The sequence below is a fragment of the Chitinophaga terrae (ex Kim and Jung 2007) genome (assembly GCF_900107795.1).
Classification (GTDB): domain Bacteria; phylum Bacteroidota; class Bacteroidia; order Chitinophagales; family Chitinophagaceae; genus Chitinophaga; species Chitinophaga terrae.
This window is the reverse complement of record NZ_FNRL01000015.1, coordinates 24,944-46,294: the sequence shown is the minus strand read 5'-3', so window position 1 is coordinate 46,294 and position 21,351 is coordinate 24,944. Positions and strand designations below refer to the sequence as shown.

The window sequence follows — 21,351 nt, the reverse complement described above, 5'->3', positions numbered from 1 at the left end:
TTATCAATTATTTATGAATAAAATAAACTGCTTTAACCGCTATTCATATCTGGAAAATAATAATTAATATTATTATTAATTTTAATATCATTGATTTAATCCCAAATTTCGAAGTCGAGATTTAAATATTTCTATTTTTTGGCCCATCTATTTGACGTTTTAAATTCAAAATCTACTTTTATTTAAGATTTTAAAATGTCAATCGCTATGAAGAAAACAACGTTTCAGGACTATCTACCCTTCATTTTCCTTGCGGTAGTTTCAATTATTGGAATTTTTATTCCTTCTCTTCCGGTTTTTGAAGATGCCAGTAAATATAACTTTGCAGACATTGCCTGGATCCTGGTAGCTTCTTCTCTTGTATTTTTAATGACACCTGGCCTTTCATTCTTTTATGGTGGAATGGTGAATAAGAGAAATGTTATCTCAACCATGATGCAGAGCTTCATTGCAACTGGAATTATCAGCATCGTTTGGGTGGTAGTTGGTTTTAGCCTGGCGTTTGGTCAATCTTATCATGGTCTTATTGGTTCCCCCAGCACCTTTTTTATGTTCAACAATGTAGGGTCAGGAGCCCCTTGGAGCCTGGCCCCCACTATTCCGCTGCTGCTGTTTGCTCTCTTCCAGATGAAGTTTGCGATCATCACGCCAGCCCTGGTAGTGGGTGCGGTAGCAGAAAGGATCCGCTTTACCTCTTACGTGTTGTTCATGGTTTTATTCAGCCTGTTGGTTTACGCTCCTATTGCTCACTGGACCTGGCATCCTGATGGTATCCTGTTCAAGCTCGGCGTACTCGACTTTGCTGGTGGTACTGTAGTACATATTTCTGCCGGTTGTGCGGCTTTAGCTGGTGCGATCGTATTAAAAAGAAGAAAGGATCATATCGAGAAGAAAGAATTACAGCCTGCGAACATTCCTTTTGTTCTGTTAGGTACCGGTTTGCTGTGGTTTGGCTGGTTCGGATTCAACGCCGGATCTGCACTGAGCGCAAGTGGCCTGGCTGCTTCAGCTTTCGCTACTACCAACACCGCAACTGCCGCTGCAGGTTTGTCCTGGGTGTTCTTTGATGTGGTTCGTGGCCGCAAACCTTCAGCACTTGGTTTCTGCATAGGCGCTGTGGTTGGTCTGGTTGCCATCACTCCTGCTGCTGGTTTTGTAGCTATCCCTCAGAGCATCTTCATCGGTTTCATTGCTGCCATCATCTCTAACCTCGCAGTTCACTGGAAATCAAAAACCAGCATCGACGATACACTGGATGTATTCCCTTGCCACGGTTTGGGCGGTATGGTTGGTATGTTGCTCACAGGCATCTTTGCAACCAAAACTATCAACAGTGCAGGTAACGACGGTTGGTTATATGGCAACTTCGAACTGTTTAAAAACCAGGTATTAGGTCTGCTGCTGGTTGTAGCCTACAGCTTCATAGTATCCTACGGTATCTTTAAACTGATCAACTTCATCCATCCGCTGCGCGTTTCCGACGAAGAAGAAGAACTGGGTCTGGATGCTACTCAACACAACGAAGGTTACCACTCTTCTGTGATCGCAGTATCCGGCAACGGTGCGCTGAAAGAAGAAGACGAACTGGTTCACTCCTGAGCGTTGCCAGACGTAAGTTTCCTTCATCAACAGTTCATTGAATCTGATCTTTATCAACTTTATTAACATATACTTTATGTTGTAAGAACCTGGAATGGATAATTGGTAACAGCGTTGCTGTAAATAATTGAAACTCGCACCACTCTCCGGTTACCGGTTATCCATTCCTTCTATGTAATTGTAGCAATCATACTGCACGCACATCCCCCGAAACAATCTGCAAGAAAAGGCCGAATCGATAGTTAGTACTTACCATTTTATCAACCAAACTTATAAGTATGAAAAGAATGTTAACGACCTTATTTGCTATGGGCAGCACTATGCTTGCCATGTCTCAGTCAACTACGGATACCACTACTGCTCCGGCCTTTAAATTGTCCGGTTCTGCAGATGTCTATTATAAATATAATTTTAATGGAACTGCAGATAACAATAATAAAACCAGCTTCACCAACTCTCATAATTCCTTTGAACTGGGAATGGTATCGCTGAAAGTAGAGCACGGGTTTAAAAAAGGTAATATTGTAGCTGACCTGGGCTTTGGTAAAAGGGCGGGAGAATTCTCTTACAACGATGTACCGGATGCATCAAAAGGTCTTTCAATGGCCATCAAACAATTATATGTTGGCTATGAACTGACAGACAAAATTAAAATAAGTTTGGGTAGCTATGCAACACATGTGGGTTACGAATTAGTAGACGCATACGCAAACAGGAACTATAGCATGAGCTATATGTTCAGCTACGGCCCATTCTTCCATACAGGCGTGAAAGCTGATATCGCCATCAGCTCCCAGTTCAGCGCAATGATCGGCGTATTCAATCCGACCGACCTGAAATCTGCTTCCTTTACCGGCCATAAATACATAGGCGCACAATTAGGCTATACTTCTTCCAAAATACCTCTGAAACTGTATTTAAACTACCTCGAAGGAAAAGATACTTCAGGTATTCAAAATCACCAGATCGACTTTGTAGGAACTTACCAGATCACCTCAGTGTTCGGTCTTGGTTATAATGCTACCTACAGCACCTATTCCAATACCGCTGTGCCTAAAGCCGCCCGTGATAACGCAAACTGGTGGGGAAATGCCTTATATGTAAACCTCGACTTCACTGATAAAGTTGGCCTCACATTACGCGGAGAATATTTCAGCGACAAAGACGGTCTGAAAGTTTTCGGCGGGGTTCCGGACGGTGGAAATGTAGTTGCCGGTACGCTTACTTTAAATTACAAGGTAGGAAACCTAACTATTATGCCGGAAATAAGATTGGACAAGGCTTCTGCCAATATATTCCAGAAGAAGGATGGCAAAGCAGTTGACCAGTCCGGAAATGTCCTGATCGCAGCTACATATCATTTCTAGTTAATCCTGTTTTTTCCGAATTGATAAGGTGTTCGCCAGCTGTAAAAAGCCGGCGGGCACCTCTTTATCTTACACCTATTTTGTATTATCTTGCTGCCAAAAAGATAGCATGTTGCAGCCATCCACGTTAAAATTCCTCAAGTCGCTCCGTTTAAATAATAATAAAGAATGGTTCGATAACCATAAAGCCGAATATCAGCAGGCCAAGGCTGATTTTGAGAGCATGGTGCAGCAGTTGATAGATGGATTGTCGAAACAGGACCCGTCGATCCAGGGGCTACAGGTTAAAGATTCCGTATTTCGTATATATAAAGATGTTAGGTTTTCGAAAGATAAAACTCCCTATAAAACACATATGGGAGCTTCTTTCCAAATGGGAGGTAAAAAAGCGGCCACTGCTGGTTATTACTTTCACCTCGAACCAGGTAACAAAAGCTTCGCCGGCGGCGGCATATGGATGCCTGCTGCGCCCGAGCTGAAAAAGATCCGCCAGGAGATCGATTATAATTTCGAGGAATTCGAGAAGATTATTTCCAATAAAGAATTTATCCGCCACTTCGGGAAAATAGAGGGCGAATCATTAAAAACAGCTCCACAGGGATATGCTCCGGATAACCCTGCTATTGCTTACCTGAAACTTAAAAGTGTTTTGGTTGAACGGCCGTACTCAGACGAAGCCTGCACCCAACCGGCGATCGTCAGGGATATACTCAAAACCTTTGCAATCATGCAACCGCTTGTGCAATTTATTAACCGTGCATTTGATTGATGCAATTATTAGTTTATCAAACAATAATTATAACTCCTGATAGTAAGTGCTCCTCATTGTTCTAATGATCGTTTGATAAACTAATAACAGCAATTTTCTCCCTAATTTTTGTGAATCAGGAACTCAAACGGACGAGCCTTGCGGTTCTTTAACAAATTTTCTTTGTCAGTTCGCGCATGAGCAAAGCGTTGATTGTAAACATTGGCCACCTCAATAATTGGTATTATCCCATCCAGCGTGTCCTGCTGATCTACAATGTTCATGATCCGGGATACCTGGGATGAGAAATTCGTACTCCACTCTTCGGTAAACTTGTGCATTAACAAAAGTTCTCGATTGGTGTTGGTTTTCATAGGACTTAAGGGTGTTTTCTGATTAGAAAATAACGACAAATACCGGCATCTCTAAAATTGGACTCCTCTTCTTTAAAGAGGTAAGTTGGCATAGGATTATTACTTCCAAAATTGGATTTTATCCTCCACAAATCAATACTACTTCCGTGTAATTTTTTTACTACAGACGCTATTTTTTTGTTAAGAAAATAAAAAAGAGCAAGCGTTAAATTGCTTGCTCTTAATTACTTATAGATATATTTTCGTATAGCCTACCCCGCTGCTGCGACGTTCAGACCACCCTCTTCAGAATTACATAACACAACAGTAGGACTATAACCAGTTTTTGCCGCTAAGGTACTCAGCGATCTGTACCGCGTTGGTTGCTGCCCCTTTACGCAGGTTATCTGCAACGATCCACATGTTAACAGTTTTTGGCTGTGTTTCGTCTCTACGGATACGACCTACAAACACCTCGTCTTTGTCATGGGCATCTTTAGGCATTGGATACTGAGCCTTTGACGGATCATCTACTACTATCACGCCCGGAGTTTTCTCAAGCAATGAACGAACCTCTGCCAGGTCATACTCATTTTCAAACTCGATGTTCACAGATTCGCTGTGTCCTCCCATTACCGGTATACGAACCGTAGTAGCTGTAACCAAAATGGTATCGTCTCCCATTATTTTCTTGGTTTCATTCACCATCTTCATTTCTTCTTTCGTATATCCGTTCTCGAGAAATACATCGATCTGCGGAATTACGTTCAGGTCGATAGGGTATGCATACGCCATTTCGCCCTGGATGCCTTGTCTTTCATTCATTAACTGGGTAACCGCTTTGACACCGGTACCGGTTACTGACTGGTATGTGGAAACAACTACTCTTTTAATTTTATATTTCTCATGAAGCGGTTTTAAAACCAGCACCATTTGTATGGTAGAGCAGTTAGGATTTGCAATGATCTTGTCTTCCTTCGTAAGCGCGTCTCCATTCACTTCAGGAACAACCAGTTTTTTGGTAGGATCCATTCTCCAGGCGCTGCTATTGTCGATCACTGTAATACCTGCTGCCGCAAATTTAGGCGCCCACTCTAATGAAGTGCCTCCACCTGCAGAAAAGATAGCCACGTTAGGCTTCATTGAAATAGCCGTATCAGCACTCACCACCTTATAGCCCTTACCCTTAAATGTTACTTCCTTACCTACAGACTTCTCTGAAGCTACTGGAATCAATTCAGTAACGGGAAAATTTCTCTCCGCTAACACTTGTAACATTTTGGAGCCTACCAGTCCGGTCGCTCCTACTACGGCAACTTTCATTTTTGTGTTGTTTTAAAATTTTTTTAGGAGCTCAAAATTAATATATCGCTGGCGCTTTTCATAGTACTAAGTATTTTTTGATGTTAAGATGGCATTAACAGGTGATAAATTGATTGTTTTTACCTTCATACCTCTAATTTTTACTTATGCGTTTACCCGTTGTTTGTTTACTTGGTTTACTAAACCAGCTACCCGCTTTTTCCCAGGCGCCCGCCAGGTACGATGTAATTATTCATGAAATACTTCCCAAACCTACGCCCACAGCAGGCTTGCCGGCTTTTGAGTACATTGAGCTGAAAAACCGCGGCAGTAAGGCCTGGAACCTTGCCGGTTGGAAGCTGGGCGTGAATAAACGGGAAATCCAGCTGCCTGCTTATCAACTGGAGCCAGACAGCCTGGTAGTATTCTGCAGCACTGCAGCAGCAGCAGCTTATAACCAACCAGGTATCATCGGCCATCCCAAATTTCCGCCCCTGGCCGACGATACGGCCCTGATCACCCTCTATGGCCCGGAGGCCCAGGTTATTCATAGTATTTATTATACCCGGGACTGGTATGGAGGGCCCGTTAAAGGCGGGCGAAGCCTGGAAATGGCAGATCCTTCCCATCCCTGTACAGAAACTAATAACTGGCTGCCATCTCCCGACCCCAAAGGCGGCACCCCGGCAAAGCCCAATGCCGCAGCCAAACAGCTGGAAGACGATTCCCGTCCCGATTTGCTGTTTGCCTCAGTGGCCGACAGTCAGCAGGTCTTCCTTCATTTCAGCAAACCGGTTGACAGCAGCATTGCCGCCAACCCTGGGCGTTACCTGCTACCCGGCTTTAACATATTGACAGTAAAGGTGTTGCCGCCGATCTTTAATGAAGTGGCGCTGCAATTACATAAACCTTTGAATCCCGCTAGCCTGTATACCATCACCGTTAACGGCATCAAAGATTGTGAAGGGAAAGAAAGCGGTTTATTTCTAAGTGCCGTTATCGGTAAAAGCGCGCCACCAGGGCCTAAAGACGTCGTTATTAATGAACTCCTGTTCTATACCAGCCCCGGCGTCCCGGAGTTCATTGAAATACTGAATGCCAGCGCTAAACGGACTACAGCAGACAAACTTTTTTTCAGCTCACGAAAAAAAGATGGTTCTTTCAGCTCTTTCAAAGCATTAACACAGCAGGCCAGGATAATAGAACCGGGAGAGCACCTGGCTTTTACAACCAATCCCCAGGCGCTGTGCGGGCAGTTTGCCTGCCTGGCCCCCAACCAGGTGCTAAAGGTTGGCAGCCTGCCATCTATGCCGATGGAGGCAGGAAGCATAGTACTTGTAACAGCAGACAGCAGTATTATAGATGAAGTACATTATTCCGATTCCATGCATTTTGCCCTGATGAATACCAACAGGGACGTCTCATTGGAAAGAAAATCGCCCTTTTTCCCTTCCGACGATATGGGAAACTGGCACTCTGCCGCAGGAACATACGGGGGCGCATCCCCGGGCTTTCGAAATACGCAGCGACAAGAGGCAGCAGTTAATTCTATTAATATTGTGCTCTCCCCGGATGTGATCTTCCCCGATAACGGGGTTGTCGACAACCAGGCAATACTAAGCTGGAAACTTCCGTCGGCAGGGTATACAGGAAATATCCGGATCTTTGATGCAGGCGGTAAGCTGGTGAAGCGTTTGTCAGATAATTTGCTGATGGGTATAGAAGGAAGTGTGAACTGGAATGCGACCAATGAATATGGAGAGATGTTACCCTCAGGTATTTACATATTCTTAATAGAAATATTTAATTTGCAGGGAGAGGCGACGCGATGGAAGAAAACCATAGTGGTGGCACGGAAGTTGACATAATGGCCAACGCTGATACGTAAAAATAGCCACTGGCAATCTATTATAATTATTTATATTTGCGCTTCCTAAAAATTTAGACATGCAGTACAGAGAAATTGTTGCAGTAACCGGATTGGGCGGTTTGTTTCAGTTAATAGCCAGCAAACAAGATGGCGCCATCGTAAGGTCACTGGAAGATAAAAGCACAAAGTTTGTATCTTCCCGCGTGCATAATTTTACTCCACTGGAAAGTATTGAAGTATTCACTACTGGTGAAAACGTAAACTTAGCCGAGGTTTTCAAAGCTATGGATGAAAAATCATCAACGTTCGCTCCAATAGATGGTAAAGCAGATAACAATGCTATTAAAGCGTATTTCAAAAACGTATTCCCTGAATTCGATGAAGACAGAGTGTATGTGAGTGATATGAAGAAGATGGTAAAATGGTTTGGTATCCTCAAAGCAAACGATCTGTTGAAATTCGATGAAATCCTCGCATCTGGCGAAGAGGAAGTGGAAGAAGTGGCAGTAGAAGAAACAGCTGCACCAGAAAAAAAGAAAAAAGCTGCTCCGGCCGCCACTGAAGAAGTAGCGGAAGAGAAGCCTAAAAAGACAACTCGCGCTAAAAAAGCCGACAAAGAAGAAGGTGAAGAAGGCGCCGCAGAAAAAGCGCCTAAGAAGACTAAAGCTAAGAAAGAAGAAGCGCCGGCAGCAGAAGGTGAAGAAGCACCTAAAAAAGCAGCTAAGCCACGCAAGAAGAAAACAGAAGAATAAGTTATACCGGTGCAGTTATGATCTGACGATCATAATGTTCCGACCCACAGGCTTCTATTTACATAGGTCTTTCCTGGTAAATAGAAGCCTGCAATATTTTAAGGCAATCTTTCCCCCGCTGATCTTGCATTTGACGTTTAATCGTAGTAGCTTGACAAATAATGGTTTAGTTGATACCCAAACATTAACTATTCTTTAGGTTGGCAGACCATTAAAAAATGCTAAATTTCTCAATCCGTAAAAATTTAAAATCACAGACAGGATGAATAATTTAAGTGCAGATATCAAAAAATTACCCCGACATTTTTTACCGGAAGATTTTAAAGTAACCACCTGGGAAACACTCCAACCCTACTTCGAAGCATTACAGCAAAGAAATATTAATAGCGTACAGGAGCTGGAAGCATGGCTGAAAGATATAAGTGAACTGGAAGCTGTTATCAGTGAAGATGCCTGCTGGCGCCAGATTAAAATGACCTGCGATACCACTGATAAATCATTGGAAGAAGCATTTGCTTACTTCTGTATGGAAATTCAGCCAAAATTGCAGCCATACGCCGATGCGCTCAACAAGAAACTGGTAGAAAGCCCATTCGTTAAGGAACTGGACCAGGACCTGTATAAAACTTACCTGAGAAGTGTGAACAAGCAGATCAAATTGTTCAGGGAAGAAAATATTCCTATCCAGGCAGAACTTAGCGTAATGGCCCAACAATACGGCGCTATCGCCGGTAAAATGACCATTACGGTTAACGGGCAGGAATATACGCTGCAGCAGGCCGCTAAATTCCTGGAGAACAGCGACAGGGCTTTAAGGGAAGAAGTATTTACCAAAACCGCAGCCCGCCGGCTGGCCGACAAACAGGCCCTCGACGAGCTGTATACCTCGCTGGTATTGAAACGCGACCAGGTGGCAAAAAATGCAGGCTTCGCCAATTACCGCGATTACAAATTCGAAGAATTGGGAAGGTTCGACTACACGAAGGAAGACGTTTTCCAATTCCATGAAGCGATTAAATCTCACATCGTTCCCCTGGTAGCTGAAACCCTGGAAAAACAAAAAGCGAAACTGAAACTGGATGTTTTAAAACCATGGGATACAGATGCAGAACCGGTTGGCACGCAGCCGCTGGAACCTTTCCAGACCGGCGATGAACTGGTGAACAAAGCCATAGAAACATTCGACCAGTTAGATCCTTTCTTTGGCGATTGCCTTCGTGTAATGAAAAAAATGGGACGCCTTGATCTCGAAAGCCGCAAAGGCAAAGCACCGGGCGGATACAACTGCCCGCTTGCAGAAACAGGCGTACCGTTTATATTCATGAATGCCGCCGGCCAGATGAAAGATCTTACCACCATGGTTCATGAAGGCGGGCATGCTGTTCACTCTTTCCTCAGCCATCCCCTCGCCCTCAGCGCATTTAAAGAATACCCGATGGAAATAGCGGAAGTTGCCAGCATGAGCATGGAACTGCTGACTATGGACCACTGGGATATCTTCTTCAAAGATGCGGAGCAATTACGAAGGGCAAAGCTGCAACAACTGGAAAGATCCATCACCATCTTCCCGTGGATCGCAACCATCGATAAATTCCAACACTGGGTATACGAACACCCGCAACATACAACAGAAGAACGCACCGCAAAATGGCTGGAAATATTAAACGAATTTTCACCATCGATCGTCGACTGGACCGGCCACGAAGATTACAGGGCTATTACCTGGCAACGGCAACTGCACCTCTTTGAAGTGCCATTCTACTACATCGAATACGGGATCGCTCAACTGGGCGCCATCGCAATGTGGAAGCAATACAAAGAGAATAAAAAACAGGCGCTTGAAAACTATGTGAAAGCACTGAGCCTGGGCAGCACCAAAACTTTGCCTGAACTCTACAAAGCAGCAGGAATTAAATTCGACTTCTCTCCTGCTTATGTGAAAGAACTGGCCGACTTCGTAAAATCCGAAATATCCAAATTGTGATTTCACGCAGAGATTTCACGCAGAGGGGCATAAGAAGCAAAGAAGCATAAGAATTTTTGACCAGAACGAATATTAAGAAAGCAAAGAGTAAGATTCTAATACAATCTTCCTCTTTGCTTTCTTATTTTCCTTAAAAATATATCTTATGCTTCTTTGCTTCTTATGCCCCTCTGCGTGAAATCTCTGCGTGAACTACTTGCAGGATTTGCAGACGCCGCTCACCACTACTTCGATGTTGTGTGCAGCATAGCCCTTTGGCAGATGGATAGCCGGTACGTCTGTTTCTTCCAAACAAACAGTATTGCCGCACTCTTCGCACTTAAAATGTACGTGGTGGTCGTGGTGATGATGTTCCGAGCATTCAGATTTGCATAATGCATACCTGATGGAAGTATCTGTAGTAGGGATCTTATGTATAATACCTTTATCGAGGAAAGTCTGTAGTGTGCGATATACGGTAACACGGTCGAAACTCTTTCCGGTTAATTTGTCGAAATCCGCGTGTTCCAGCGCACCATTGCTTTTCATAAAAAGCTCCAGGATTTTGGTCCTGGTTTCAGTTACACTCAACTTACTATCTCTCAGTAGCTGGCCAATCCTCTCAGTTAATTGTTGTTTGGCGCTCATGATGAAAAATTTATTCTTCCATTAATCTGTCGATATCCGTTATCAACTTATCAACATCCTGGGCTTTGGTGCCTTCGTACAATCCCCTGATCTGGCCTGCTTTATCGATCAATGCAAACCATTGAGTATGTACAAAGTCCTCTTCCCCGGTGTATACCCCGTCGTCGACCAGGTAGCCCTGGCGGGCCATCCTGTACAGGTCTTTTTTGGTGCCTGTTAAGAACCACCAGTTTTTGGAATCAGCTCCATGCTTTTGAGCATAAGCCTTTAAAACCGGTACGCTATCGTTATCCGGATCTACGGTGTGCGATAAAATAAGGAAATCGGGTTTGTCTTTAAATTTGGCGTAAACCTTTTCCATATTGGCATTCATCTTAGGACAAATACCTGTGCAGGTGGTAAAGAAAAATTCAGTCACATAGATCTTTCCCTCTACATCTGCCTTCGATCTTGTCTTGCCTTCCTGGTCGGTAAATGAAAAACCAGGAATGGTGTGTCCCATAGGTCCTAAGATCGGTAACTTCTCCTTTCCGAAAAATGATCCTGTCTGATCCTTGATAACATACCCTGCATATCCCAGGAAAGCCGCACTCAGCAACACAAAAAACGAAATAAGTAAAATAGTTTTCTTCGACATAGGTATATCACCGTTTTATCCAATATGCAAAGGTAGTATATAGTTGAGAGATGCGCATCGTATTACCAGGCGGTTGATTTTTTTAACAGAACTATAAATGCTTATACATTGCAATTTAATAAATTTTAAATAATTGCAACATTGTTGCAATTATTTTTATCTTCGCATCTGGATTTAAGCATTTGGATTATGGGAGAAAAGATCATCAAAAAGTTAAATGCAGATATTTTAGGTGTTGGCGCATCTTTGATCTGTGCCATTCATTGCGCTATCTGGCCGCTGTTATTAATCTTACTACCTATTGCCGGAAGCAGCCTGCATGATCATGAATACCTGGAATATGCACTTCTCAGCTTCTCTTTCCTGGTTGGAATCTGGTCGCTGGGCCGGGGTTACCTGCTGAAACACAAACGGCCAAACTCCTTGCTCATCTTTATTGTCAGCTTCAGCGTCCTGGTATTTGCTCATCTCTTCATGGCCAACGCCGCGGGGTTGATCGTTATCTTCTTTGCTGCCTGCGGAATCATCGTTGCTCATTTACTGAACCTGAAATGGAGTAAAGTTTGATTTAGATTAGTCTAAAAAATAATTTAGACAAATATTGTTTTGAATGATAGTTTTGTTGAAAAATATTGCACGGTGAAACTATTTTCTACACTTATTATTTACCTACTAACTGTTAATCTGGTATTTGCACAAAACGGCCACATCAGGGGTACTGTGCGAAGTTCAGAAGGAGGCGCCATCCCGCTTGCCACAATTAATATTCCTGCTATCAACAAAGGAGGAATGGCAGATGCCAACGGATTTTTTGAATTGAAAGATATCCCTGCAGGTACTTATGATGTTCATTTTTCTGTTATCGGCTTTCAGCCGAAAAAACAGAAAATTGTGGTTGCCGCCAGCAGAACCGCGGATTGCAAAGTTGTGCTGACAGCCGATCTCTCAAAACTCAACGAAGTAATTGTAACTGGCGTTTCCAAGGCTACGGTTATTAAAAAGAACCCTATTCCGCTTGCCGTAATTGGAAGGAAAGAGATGAACAGGAATGTGAATAACAATATCATCGACGCTATTATCAAAGAAGTGCCGGGTATCAGCGCGGTTACCACAGGGCCCAATATTTCCAAGCCCTTTATCCGCGGCTTAGGTTACAACAGGGTGCTCACGCTTTATGATGGCGTAAGGCAGGAAGGCCAGCAATGGGGAGATGAACACGGTATTGAAATTGACCAATATGGCGTAACAAGGGTCGAAGTGGTTAAAGGCCCTGCCAGCCTGACTTACGGCTCCGATGCCCTGGCAGGAGTAATTAACATGATCCCCGAATTCCCGGCACTCGATCCCGGGAAAATTTCCGGTACTGCCCTGGTAGATTACCATTCAAACAACGGGATGATAGGTACTTCCGTAAGCCTTGGCAAACAGGTGAAAGATTGGAAATATCTCTTGAGAGGCTCTGCGAAAGCTGCACACAACTACCAGAATAAAGTGGATGGCTTTGTATATGGTACCGCGTTCCGCGAGTACAACCTGTCGCTGCTTGCGCGGGTAGATAAACGATGGGGTAATTCTCAATCCGGCGTCACCTATTACGATAACACCCAGGAAATACCTGATGGAAGCCGGGATTCCCTGACCCGAAAATTTACTTACCAGGTATTGGAAGATGACGATATCAGGAACCGCCCGCTGGTACCGGATAACCGCCTGAAAACATATGACCTCAATCCTCTTCATCAACGCATCCAGCATGCCAGGATCTATAACAACACCTCGTTCAGGCTGGGTGAAGGCAACCTGCAAACCATGCTGGCATTGCAACAAAGCCGGCGAAGGGAATATAATCATCCCGAATTTCCCCAACAGCCAGGGCTATACGTAGTTCTCAACACCCTGAACTATGATATCAGGTATAATCTTCCTGCCATCAAAGGAATCGAAACTACGGTAGGCATAAATGGCATGTACCAGACTAACCGCTCCAGGCAGGCAACAGATTTCCCTATCCCCGATTACCAGTTATTTGATATAGGAGGATTTTTGTTTGCGAAGCGGACCTTCGGCCGGGTAGATATTTCCGGCGGCATCAGGTACGATAACCGCTTCATAGAATGGAACGACTTTTACGTCGGACCAGATAAGAGCAATGGCCTGGAAAAGCGTGTATCCCCTCCCGATACTGCGGGTGCAAGATTGCAGTTCCCGTATTTCAGGCACCGGTACAATGGGCTGTCGGGTAGTTTGGGCGCTACCTGGAACATCAGTGAGCGGCTCCTGCTGAAAGCTAACATTGCCAGGGGGTACAGGGCGCCTAATATTACCGAGATCGGGTCTAATGGCCTCGACCCTGGCGCTCATATCGTTTACCTGGGAAACAGGAATTTTGATCCTGAATTTTCTTTACAGGAAGATGTTGGAATGCTGTTAACCCTGAAAGACCTGGATCTTAATGTCGCCCTGTTTCATAACAGTATCAGCGGGTATATCTACCAGGCAAGGCTATACGATGGAAACGGCAACCCGGTTGTGATCGTGCCGGGCAATACTACCTACAGCTACCAGCAATCTTCGGCGCGGCTGTATGGCGCGGAGATAGGAGTAAATATCCATCCGCAGCGGCTTCCCTGGTTAACTGTCAGCAGCAACCTTGCCATCGCCCAGGGCCGGAACAGGAATAAGACATTGATCGCCCAATATGGGGATGTAGCCCGTTACCTGCCGCTTATACCCCCTACCCAATGGCGTTCGGAGGTAAAAGTTTCTGCCCCGGAAGATCTTGGCTGTTTGCGCAATGCCTATATACGTGCAGGAGTTGATGTATATGCCAACCAGTCAAAGTTTTATGGGGTAGATGATTCTGAAACCTTTACCCCGGGATATACATTACTGAGCGCCGGCGCAGGGAGTTCGGTCGTTAATAAAAAAGGGAAGGTATTATTCGATCTTTTCCTGCAGGTGGAGAATATTGGCGATGTCGCCTACCAGTCGAACATGAACAGGCTTAAGTATTTTGAATATTATTCCCAGTCGCCTAACGGAAGAAGCGGGATATATAATATGGGAAGAAATATGAGCGCAAAGATTATTGTACCGTTCTGAGATGATTTACCAGGTTCTTAATCCCAGTTTCACGCCGAAATGGAAGCTGGGTAAGATGCTAACCATTTTACCATCGTTAAGCGATACATTGTTGTTGTCGAAATGATAGGTATTATACTGATAGATCTTGCTCCTGACCCCTATACCGATGAAAGGATCAAGTATGAATTTGTCTTTGGTGAACTGCCGGCCGATTAAAAGTTGCAGCCCAGCTACGCTTTTGTCGGCCGAATTGGTATAATTGGTATTGTTATAGGTAACGTCTTCGTTCGGGTAGAAGATCTTTTTGAAGAAAAGCACCGGTTCAAAATAAGTACCGGCAGCCCTGGATATATTTGTTTTTCTTGAAAAGAGATATAGCCTGGTTCCGAACCTGAATCCTAACCCCCGGCCATCAACAAACTGGCTGGTACTAACGTCCGGCTTTTTCTGCCCTATATCGATCTTTTTTGCCAGTACATAATCAGGGTAATCAGTATAAATACCGCTTATGCCGAATTCGAGGCTTACCTTATCTGAAATTTCCTGTTCAAGATAAATATCTAATTCATTGATCAGGGTCGTAGGATTCACCTTCAGGTAACCCCTTCGACCAACTTTTTTAGTACTATCCTGGGCTATGGCAGATAGTATAATAAAGCAAAAAAAACAAAAGAGTGTCAGTGTTTTTTTCATACAGTTGTTAGGGTTAGAGCGGCGTCTGATGCTTAAATTTTTGACAATAATCGTTCCACAATTACCGGGAACCAGCGATGCTCCAGCGCCTGCACCTTCTTGGCTACGGTTTCCGGCGTGTCGTCGGCGGTTATTTCACAACGCTCCTGCAAGATGGTTTCTCCGTCATCATATTTTTCATTCACGAAGTGGATGGTAATACCGCTTTCCTTTTCTCCGGCTGCGATCACAGCTTCATGCACAAAATGACCATACATTCCTTTCCCGCCAAATTTAGGCAGAAGCGCAGGATGTATATTGATAATGCGGTTAGGGAACGCCTGTACGAGGTTGGCAGGCACTTTCCAAAGGAAACCAGCTAACACGACCAGGTCGATTTTTGCATCCTGTAATACTTTTATATAAGTATCTGAATTAAAAAAGGCGGTTTTATCTATTAAGACAGATGGAATATTCTCACGTTCAGCAATTTGCAATACCCCGGCGCCGGGTTTGTTGCACACGATCAAAGTTACCCTGGCAATATCCGAATGTCTGAAGTGGTCTATGATTTTTTGAGCGTTACTTCCTGTACCAGATGCGAAAATGGCGATATTTTTCAAAAGAAATTGTTTTAATGGCTCGCAAAGGTGCAAAGGTAATTATTTGAAAGGAGTATGAAAATTTGTTGCCACTCCTATTTATCCAGGTATTCGCCACAGCCCTGGAACACTTTATCTTTTATGTTTATTTGTACGGTGTTGGGTCGCATTATCCCGCTCATATCGTCGGTACATAATGTATTGCGGATACTGACGGTGATCTTGGGAGTGGTATACACCTTTAAGGTATCCAGGTTAGGTTTTGGAGCTGGTAAAGCCGTCTGTATCTCTTCCCCGTTCATGTCGCGGAAAGTGATCTGTTTGCGATCGATGTCGAGCGTCCAGCCGGGTTCATTGCCATTAGCGGTAAATTCGATGCCTTCCTGGCGTTTTTGTTCGTAAAGTTTGCGTTTATCGCCCCCTTCTATCGCATTTAGTACATAATTGCTGGCCAGTACGCCTTCTATCCGGCGCCCTTTCGGGTCCAGGAGCAGCAGGTGGCCGTCAGACAGGAGGAAGGAAGAGCTGTCTTTCTTTCGTTGGATCAGGACCGTAGAATCCGACAATTGTTTCCATGTTCCCTTTTCCACAGTTGCCAGGTTCATTCCCCTGCCCTGGTAGGCGGTTAGCTCGCTGTAGGTATGGTCGTCAAACAGGGTTACCTGGTAATTGATGCCGGGGCAGTCGGCGCAGGGCAGGGTGCCCTGGAAGGTACCGGTTAACTTGGGAGGCTGTCCGGCAGGGTGCAGACTCGTCGTATTACTACTGTCGGCGCCGTTGTTTGCCGTTTGGCTATTGCATGCCGGGAGGGAGAATAGCCCTATCAGTAACAGGATTTTCTTCATACGAGGTTTTTTTTAGAGGTTTGAACATTCTGGATGGCTGATAGGTTATTATGGTAAATTTAACGAGTCTCCGGGACTAAAAAGTGTGTTTGCGCTGTATATATATAATATATGATGCCCAGGATATAGGAGACCACTATCTTATTTTCATCAGCATATATTATAATTATATCCCCCGAAACCTTGAGCCATATTATGATGTAGACTATTATCCACATGGGGGATGAACTTTCAATTAAAATAATAAGTTTTGAAAGGTAGGATATGTCAGAGGTGTTAAAATAGCCAGCAGTAAGACTTTCGCCGAATTTTCCACTGATTGTAAATAGAAAAACAGACGAATAAGTAGATAATAAATTTTTTGAATTGTTTGAAAATTGTCAACATTCTGTCTTATTTTTGCTGGCACTTTTAAGAAACTTTAGGTCAAATCTAAACTATATAGGCTGTGTATCGTCGTGTTTCCATTCTTTTGCGCAAGCATTTTGTGAGTGTGCTTATTCTATGCGCTAGTATAGTAATTCCGTTTTCTTCTGTTAAGGCTGCGGACTCAGCGAAGGGTAAAGCATTATTCCAAACCAACTGCGCATCCTGCCATAATGTCCATAAAAAGCTGACAGGTCCTGCTTTAGCGGGGGTAGAAGAACGTTGGTCTGATAGAAAGTTATTACATCAGTGGATTCATAACTCCGCTTCTGTATTGGCATCAGGCGACAAGTATGCTAACCAGCTATTTGCTGAGTATAACAAGCAGCAGATGCCTTCGTTTGCCGGTCTTTCGGACGCGGATATCGATGATATCCTTGAGTATATTAAAGTTGAAGGAGCGAAAGCACCAGGAGGCAATAAGACTGCTCCTACTGACGGAGCTCCTGCTGCTAAGGAAGAAGGCGGTGACAACAGCTTGCTGTTCGGTATCATCACCCTGGTTCTCGCAGTTGTAGCGCTTATCCTGATGCAGATCAACAGCAACCTTAACAAGTTGGCTAATGATAAAGAAGGCCAGGCTACTCCTGAACCAGTTCCTTTCTACAGGAACAAAGCTTACCTGGCACTGATCAGCTTAGTGCTCTTCATGGTGGGCGGTTATTTCCTCATTAACGGTGCAATTAACTTAGGTAGGCAGAAAGATTACATGCCTGAACAACCTATCTTCTACAGCCACAAAGTACACGCAGGTATCAACCAGATCAGCTGTTTGTACTGCCACGCCGGCGCTGAGAAGAGCAAGCATGCTATGATCCCTTCTGAAAACATCTGTATGAACTGTCACAAGGCCATTAAAGAATACTCTGGCCCTGAACTGGTAACAGCAGAAGGTAAAAAAGTGAATGGTACTGCTGAAATTGCAAAATTATACGATTACGTAGGCTGGGATCCTGAGAAAGGTGCTTACACCAAACCAGGCAGACCTATCGAATGGACTAAGATCCACAACCTGCCAGACCACGTTTACTTTAACCACTCTCAACACGTAGTGGCTGGTAAACAACAATGTCAGACTTGCCACGGCGCCATCACTGAAATGGACGAAGTTCATCAGTTTGCCGACCTGTCAATGGGCTGGTGTATTAACTGCCACCGTACTACACAAGTACAGTTTGCAGATAACAACTATTACAGCATCTTCGAAAAGCTTCATCAACAAGTTAAAGAAGGAAAGATCGACAGCGTGACTGTAGAAATGGTTGGTGGTACTGACTGTCAAAAATGTCACTACTAGGAAGGATTTAAGATTTAGAAACACCGGTTATACGGTGTTCAGAATCAAAAGAAGATATCAAAATTTATAAACGTAACTCGTTAATATAACATGGAGCAAAAAAAGTATTGGAAAGGCTTGGAGGAGTTGCACAATACCGATGCGCATCAGGAAATTGTGAAGAACGAATTCAGTGAAGAGCTGCCGTTCGAGAGTGAAAGCCTGTTAAATGCTACTACCCCCCGCAGGGATTTTCTGAAATATCTGGGGTTCACTACCGCTGCCGCTGCAATTGCTGCCAGCTGTGAAACACCGGTAAGAAAAGCTATTCCTTACGTTAACAAACCGGAGGAAATCACCCCGGGTGTGGCCAACTATTATGCTTCTTCTTATACTATTGATGGTGAATTCGTGCCTGTTGTGGTGAAAACCCGCGAAGGTCGCCCCATCAAAATGGAAGGAAATACTTTATCTACTATCACTAACGGTTCAACTACAGCCAGAGTTCAAGGCGCTGTACTGAGCCTTTATGATACTGCCCGCCTTCGTTACCCTTCTATCGGCGGTACCGAAACGACATGGGCCGAATTGGATAAACAAGTAACTGCAGCACTGTCCGGATTAGGCGGTGCTCCTGTTGTTTTATTAAGTTCTACTTTACTCAGCCCTACCACTAAAAAAGTGATAGGTGAGTTCCTCGCCAAATACCCTAACTCACGCCACGTAGTATACGATGCCGTGTCTTACAGCGGTATGCTGGCTGCTAATGAAGCTTCTTACGGTAAAAGAGTAATTCCTTCTTACCGTTTCGATAATGCAAAAGTTATTGTAAGCCTCGGCGCCGATTTCCTCGGTACCTGGCTGAACCCTGCTGAATTCTGCGATCAATTCGCTAAAACCCGTAAGATCGATGCCAAGAAACCTGAAATGTCCAAACATTTCGTGTTCGAAAGCACAATGAGCCTTACCGGTGCAAATGCCGACGAAAGATATACTCACCGCCCTTCTCAGGCTGGTGCAGTTGCTTTAGCCCTCCTGGCTGCAGTTGGCGGTAATGTTACCGCTCCTGCCATCGCCGATAAACGAGTGGCCGACGGTATCCAGAAAGCAGCTAAAGAACTGAAAGCTAACCAGGGTAAATCACTGGTAGTAAGCGGTTCCAACGATGTAAACGTTCAGATCATCGTTAACGCTATCAACAACATCATCGGCGCTAACGGTACAACTATCGATTTCGCTTCTCCTTCTAACTACCGTCAGGGTAACGACGCAGAGATGGCGAAACTGGTTGCAGACATGAACGCTGGCAGCATCGGAGCAGTACTGGTTTACGGTGCTAACCCGGCTTATGACTACTACGACGCTCCTAAATTCGTTGAAGGTCTGAAGAAAGTGAAACTGGCTGTTTCCTTCAACGAAAGAAACGACGAAACAACTGAACTGTGCAAATACCAGGCTCCTGATCATCACTTCCTCGAAAGCTGGAACGATGCAGAAGCAAAAACCGGTTACTACAGCTTCACTCAACCTACTATTCTCCCTCTCTTCAAAACACGCGCTGTACAGGATTCCCTGTTAACCTGGAGTGGCAATACCACTACCTGGGCAGATTACCTGAAAAACGAATGGGTTGCGAAACTGGGCGGCGACCAGTCTGCATGGGATAAAGTACTGCAGGACGGTGTGATCGAACCAGCTACAGCCCCTGCTTTGAGCGGCGCTAGCTTTGCCGGCGATGTTGCCGGCGCTGCTGCAAAGATCAACAGCGCTAAGAAAGGCGGTACCTACGAATTGGTATTATACGAAAAAGTAGCTATCGGAAACGGTAGGCTGGCAAACAACCCTTGGTTACAGGAAATGCCAGATCCGATCACCCGTGCAACCTGGGATAACTATGCTTGTATTTCCAATACACTGGCACAGAAATTCTCTACTGAACTGGGTGATGACTACGAGATCCATGTTGAAAGGAAAGTATTGAAAATTAAAGCTAATGGCAAAGAAGTTGAATTGCCGTTGCTGATCGTACCAGGTATCCACCCGGATGTAATTGCTATCGCGGTGGGTTATGGTCGCAGCGCTAATACAGGTAAAGCAGCCGGTGGTATCGGTAAAAACGCTTATCCTTTTGTAAGCTTTAATGGCCAGACTTTCGATTATTTCAGTACAGACGCCAGCGTTGAAGCTACAGGTAGCAAATACCCGGTTGCTTCAACCCAAACTCACAATAGCTACGAAGGTCGTCCTATCGTTAAAGAAACTACCCTGGCAGAGTTCATCAGGAACCCTAAAGAGGTAAATGAAGATAGGAATGAACTGAAAAAATTCGGTCCTGACTTCCGTAAAGACGCTACCCTCTACCCTAACTACGAATACCAGGGTATTAAATGGGGTATGTCTATCGACCTCAACTCCTGCTTCGGTTGTGGTGCTTGTACCATAGCTTGCCAGGCAGAGAACAATGTTTCTGTAGTTGGTAAAGATGAAGTAGCGAAAGGACACGAAATGCACTGGCTCCGTATCGACCGTTATTTCAGCGGAGATACAGACAACCCTGAAGTAGTATTCCAACCGATGCTATGCCAGCATTGCGACAACGCGCCTTGCGAAAACGTTTGCCCGGTAGGTGCTACTAACCATAGCAACGAAGGTATTAACCAGATGGCTTACAACCGTTGCATTGGTACTCGTTACTGCGCTAACAACTGTCCTTATAAAGTACGTCGCCTGAACTGGAGAGACTGGAACGGTGCTGATAGCTTTGAAAACAACCTGTACGATGTAGCTGATATGAACGATAACCTGACACGTATGGTGCTGAACCCTGATGTAGTGGTTCGTAGCCGTGGTGTAATGGAAAAATGTTCTTTCTGCGTACAACGTTTACAGGATGCTAAACTGCAGGCTAAGAAAGAAGGTCACCCGCTGAAAGACGGAGCAGCTAAAACCGCATGTCAGCAGGCATGTAGCGCAGGTGCGATCGTATTTGGTAACGTGAACGATAAGAACAGCGAAATCTTCAAAATCCGTAACGAACAACAGACAGACAGGTTATACTATGTGTTGGAAGAAACGCATACATTACCTAACATCAACTACCTGGCTAAGATCAGAAACAAAGATGCAGCTCCGAAAGCAGAATCTGCTCACCACGAGGAAGCACATCATGCGTAATGATTTTAACGAGTTTCGTTAAGGAAAAAGAAA

The 21,351-nt window shown here is 44.5% G+C and carries 17 protein-coding genes; 10 read left to right on the top strand and 7 right to left on the bottom strand.

The features are described from left to right. Positions 1–207 precede the first annotated feature (207 nt). The 3 genes from BLV62_RS16605 to BLV62_RS16595 all read left to right on the top strand — a co-directional run bounded on the left by BLV62_RS16605 (position 208) and on the right by BLV62_RS16595 (position 3,735). Positions 208–1,599 carry an ammonium transporter gene (locus BLV62_RS16605; RefSeq protein WP_089763094.1) on the top strand — a complete coding sequence of 464 codons (1,392 nt, stop codon included), beginning with the start codon at positions 208–210 and terminating at the stop codon, positions 1,597–1,599. A gap of 278 nt (positions 1,600–1,877) precedes the next feature. Beyond that, entirely contained in the window at positions 1,878–2,966 is a 1,089-nt protein-coding gene (locus tag BLV62_RS16600) for a porin (RefSeq protein ID WP_089763093.1), read from the top strand. 109 nt (positions 2,967–3,075) lie between these two features. Beyond that, positions 3,076–3,735: a DUF2461 domain-containing protein gene (locus tag BLV62_RS16595; protein ID WP_089763092.1), complete on the top strand. Its 660-nt coding sequence runs from the start codon at positions 3,076–3,078 to the stop codon at positions 3,733–3,735. A gap of 101 nt (positions 3,736–3,836) precedes the next feature. On the opposite strand, the gene BLV62_RS16590 is transcribed toward BLV62_RS16595, so the two are convergent. Together BLV62_RS16590 and BLV62_RS16585 are read right to left on the bottom strand one after the other, a co-directional pair. Then, the gene (locus tag BLV62_RS16590) at positions 3,837–4,088 is read right to left on the bottom strand and encodes a hypothetical protein (RefSeq protein WP_079471700.1); all 252 of its coding nucleotides are present in this window, start codon (positions 4,086–4,088) and stop codon (positions 3,837–3,839) included. A 312-nt stretch (positions 4,089–4,400) separates the two neighbouring features. Then, complete coding sequence (locus BLV62_RS16585; protein WP_089763091.1) at positions 4,401–5,390, bottom strand: aspartate-semialdehyde dehydrogenase; 990 nt, start codon at positions 5,388–5,390, stop codon at positions 4,401–4,403. 146 nt (positions 5,391–5,536) lie between these two features. Between BLV62_RS16585 and BLV62_RS16580 the strand changes: the two genes are divergently transcribed. The 3 genes from BLV62_RS16580 (at position 5,537) to BLV62_RS16570 (ending at position 9,975) form a co-directional block, all read left to right on the top strand. After that, positions 5,537–7,237 carry a lamin tail domain-containing protein gene (locus tag BLV62_RS16580; RefSeq protein WP_089763090.1) on the top strand — a complete coding sequence of 567 codons (1,701 nt, stop codon included), beginning with the start codon at positions 5,537–5,539 and terminating at the stop codon, positions 7,235–7,237. A 79-nt stretch (positions 7,238–7,316) separates the two neighbouring features. Beyond that, entirely contained in the window at positions 7,317–7,991 is a 675-nt protein-coding gene (locus tag BLV62_RS16575) for a DUF5606 family protein (RefSeq protein WP_089763089.1), read from the top strand. A gap of 262 nt (positions 7,992–8,253) precedes the next feature. Next, positions 8,254–9,975 (top strand): M3 family oligoendopeptidase, encoded by a 1,722-nt coding sequence (locus tag BLV62_RS16570; RefSeq protein ID WP_089763088.1) that lies wholly within the window; start codon positions 8,254–8,256, stop codon positions 9,973–9,975. Between the two features lie 192 nt (positions 9,976–10,167). On the opposite strand, the gene BLV62_RS16565 is transcribed toward BLV62_RS16570, so the two are convergent. Continuing rightward, positions 10,168–10,602, bottom strand: a complete 435-nt coding sequence (locus BLV62_RS16565; RefSeq protein WP_089763087.1) for a Fur family transcriptional regulator — start codon at positions 10,600–10,602, stop codon at positions 10,168–10,170. Between the two features lie 10 nt (positions 10,603–10,612). After that, positions 10,613–11,239 (bottom strand): SCO family protein, encoded by a 627-nt coding sequence (locus BLV62_RS16560; RefSeq protein WP_089763086.1) that lies wholly within the window; start codon positions 11,237–11,239, stop codon positions 10,613–10,615. A gap of 189 nt (positions 11,240–11,428) precedes the next feature. Here BLV62_RS16560 and BLV62_RS16555 point away from each other — a divergent pair, with 189 nt between their 5' ends. Both BLV62_RS16555 and BLV62_RS16550 read left to right on the top strand, forming a co-directional pair. Next, entirely contained in the window at positions 11,429–11,806 is a 378-nt protein-coding gene (locus BLV62_RS16555) for a MerC domain-containing protein (RefSeq protein WP_089763085.1), read from the top strand. A 72-nt stretch (positions 11,807–11,878) separates the two neighbouring features. After that, positions 11,879–14,341, top strand: coding sequence for a TonB-dependent receptor (locus BLV62_RS16550; RefSeq protein ID WP_089763084.1), 2,463 nt, complete (start codon positions 11,879–11,881; stop codon positions 14,339–14,341). Between the two features lie 6 nt (positions 14,342–14,347). Here the strand turns inward: BLV62_RS16550 and BLV62_RS16545 are convergent, their stop codons facing one another. The 3 genes from BLV62_RS16545 to BLV62_RS16535 form a co-directional block, all read right to left on the bottom strand. After that, the gene (locus BLV62_RS16545; RefSeq protein WP_089763083.1) at positions 14,348–15,016 is read right to left on the bottom strand and encodes a hypothetical protein; all 669 of its coding nucleotides are present in this window, start codon (positions 15,014–15,016) and stop codon (positions 14,348–14,350) included. Between the two features lie 32 nt (positions 15,017–15,048). Further along, positions 15,049–15,618 (bottom strand): phosphoribosylglycinamide formyltransferase, encoded by a 570-nt coding sequence (purN, locus tag BLV62_RS16540; RefSeq protein WP_089763082.1) that lies wholly within the window; start codon positions 15,616–15,618, stop codon positions 15,049–15,051. A 74-nt stretch (positions 15,619–15,692) separates the two neighbouring features. Further along, entirely contained in the window at positions 15,693–16,442 is a 750-nt protein-coding gene (locus tag BLV62_RS16535) for a copper resistance protein NlpE N-terminal domain-containing protein (RefSeq protein ID WP_089763081.1), read from the bottom strand. Between the two features lie 448 nt (positions 16,443–16,890). Between BLV62_RS16535 and BLV62_RS16530 the strand changes: the two genes are divergently transcribed. Together BLV62_RS16530 and BLV62_RS16525 are read left to right on the top strand one after the other, a co-directional pair. After that, complete coding sequence (locus BLV62_RS16530; RefSeq protein WP_225889618.1) at positions 16,891–18,165, top strand: c-type cytochrome; 1,275 nt, start codon at positions 16,891–16,893, stop codon at positions 18,163–18,165. A 90-nt stretch (positions 18,166–18,255) separates the two neighbouring features. Continuing rightward, positions 18,256–21,318: a TAT-variant-translocated molybdopterin oxidoreductase gene (locus tag BLV62_RS16525; RefSeq protein ID WP_089763080.1), complete on the top strand. Its 3,063-nt coding sequence runs from the start codon at positions 18,256–18,258 to the stop codon at positions 21,316–21,318. Positions 21,319–21,351: the final 33 nt, after the last annotated feature.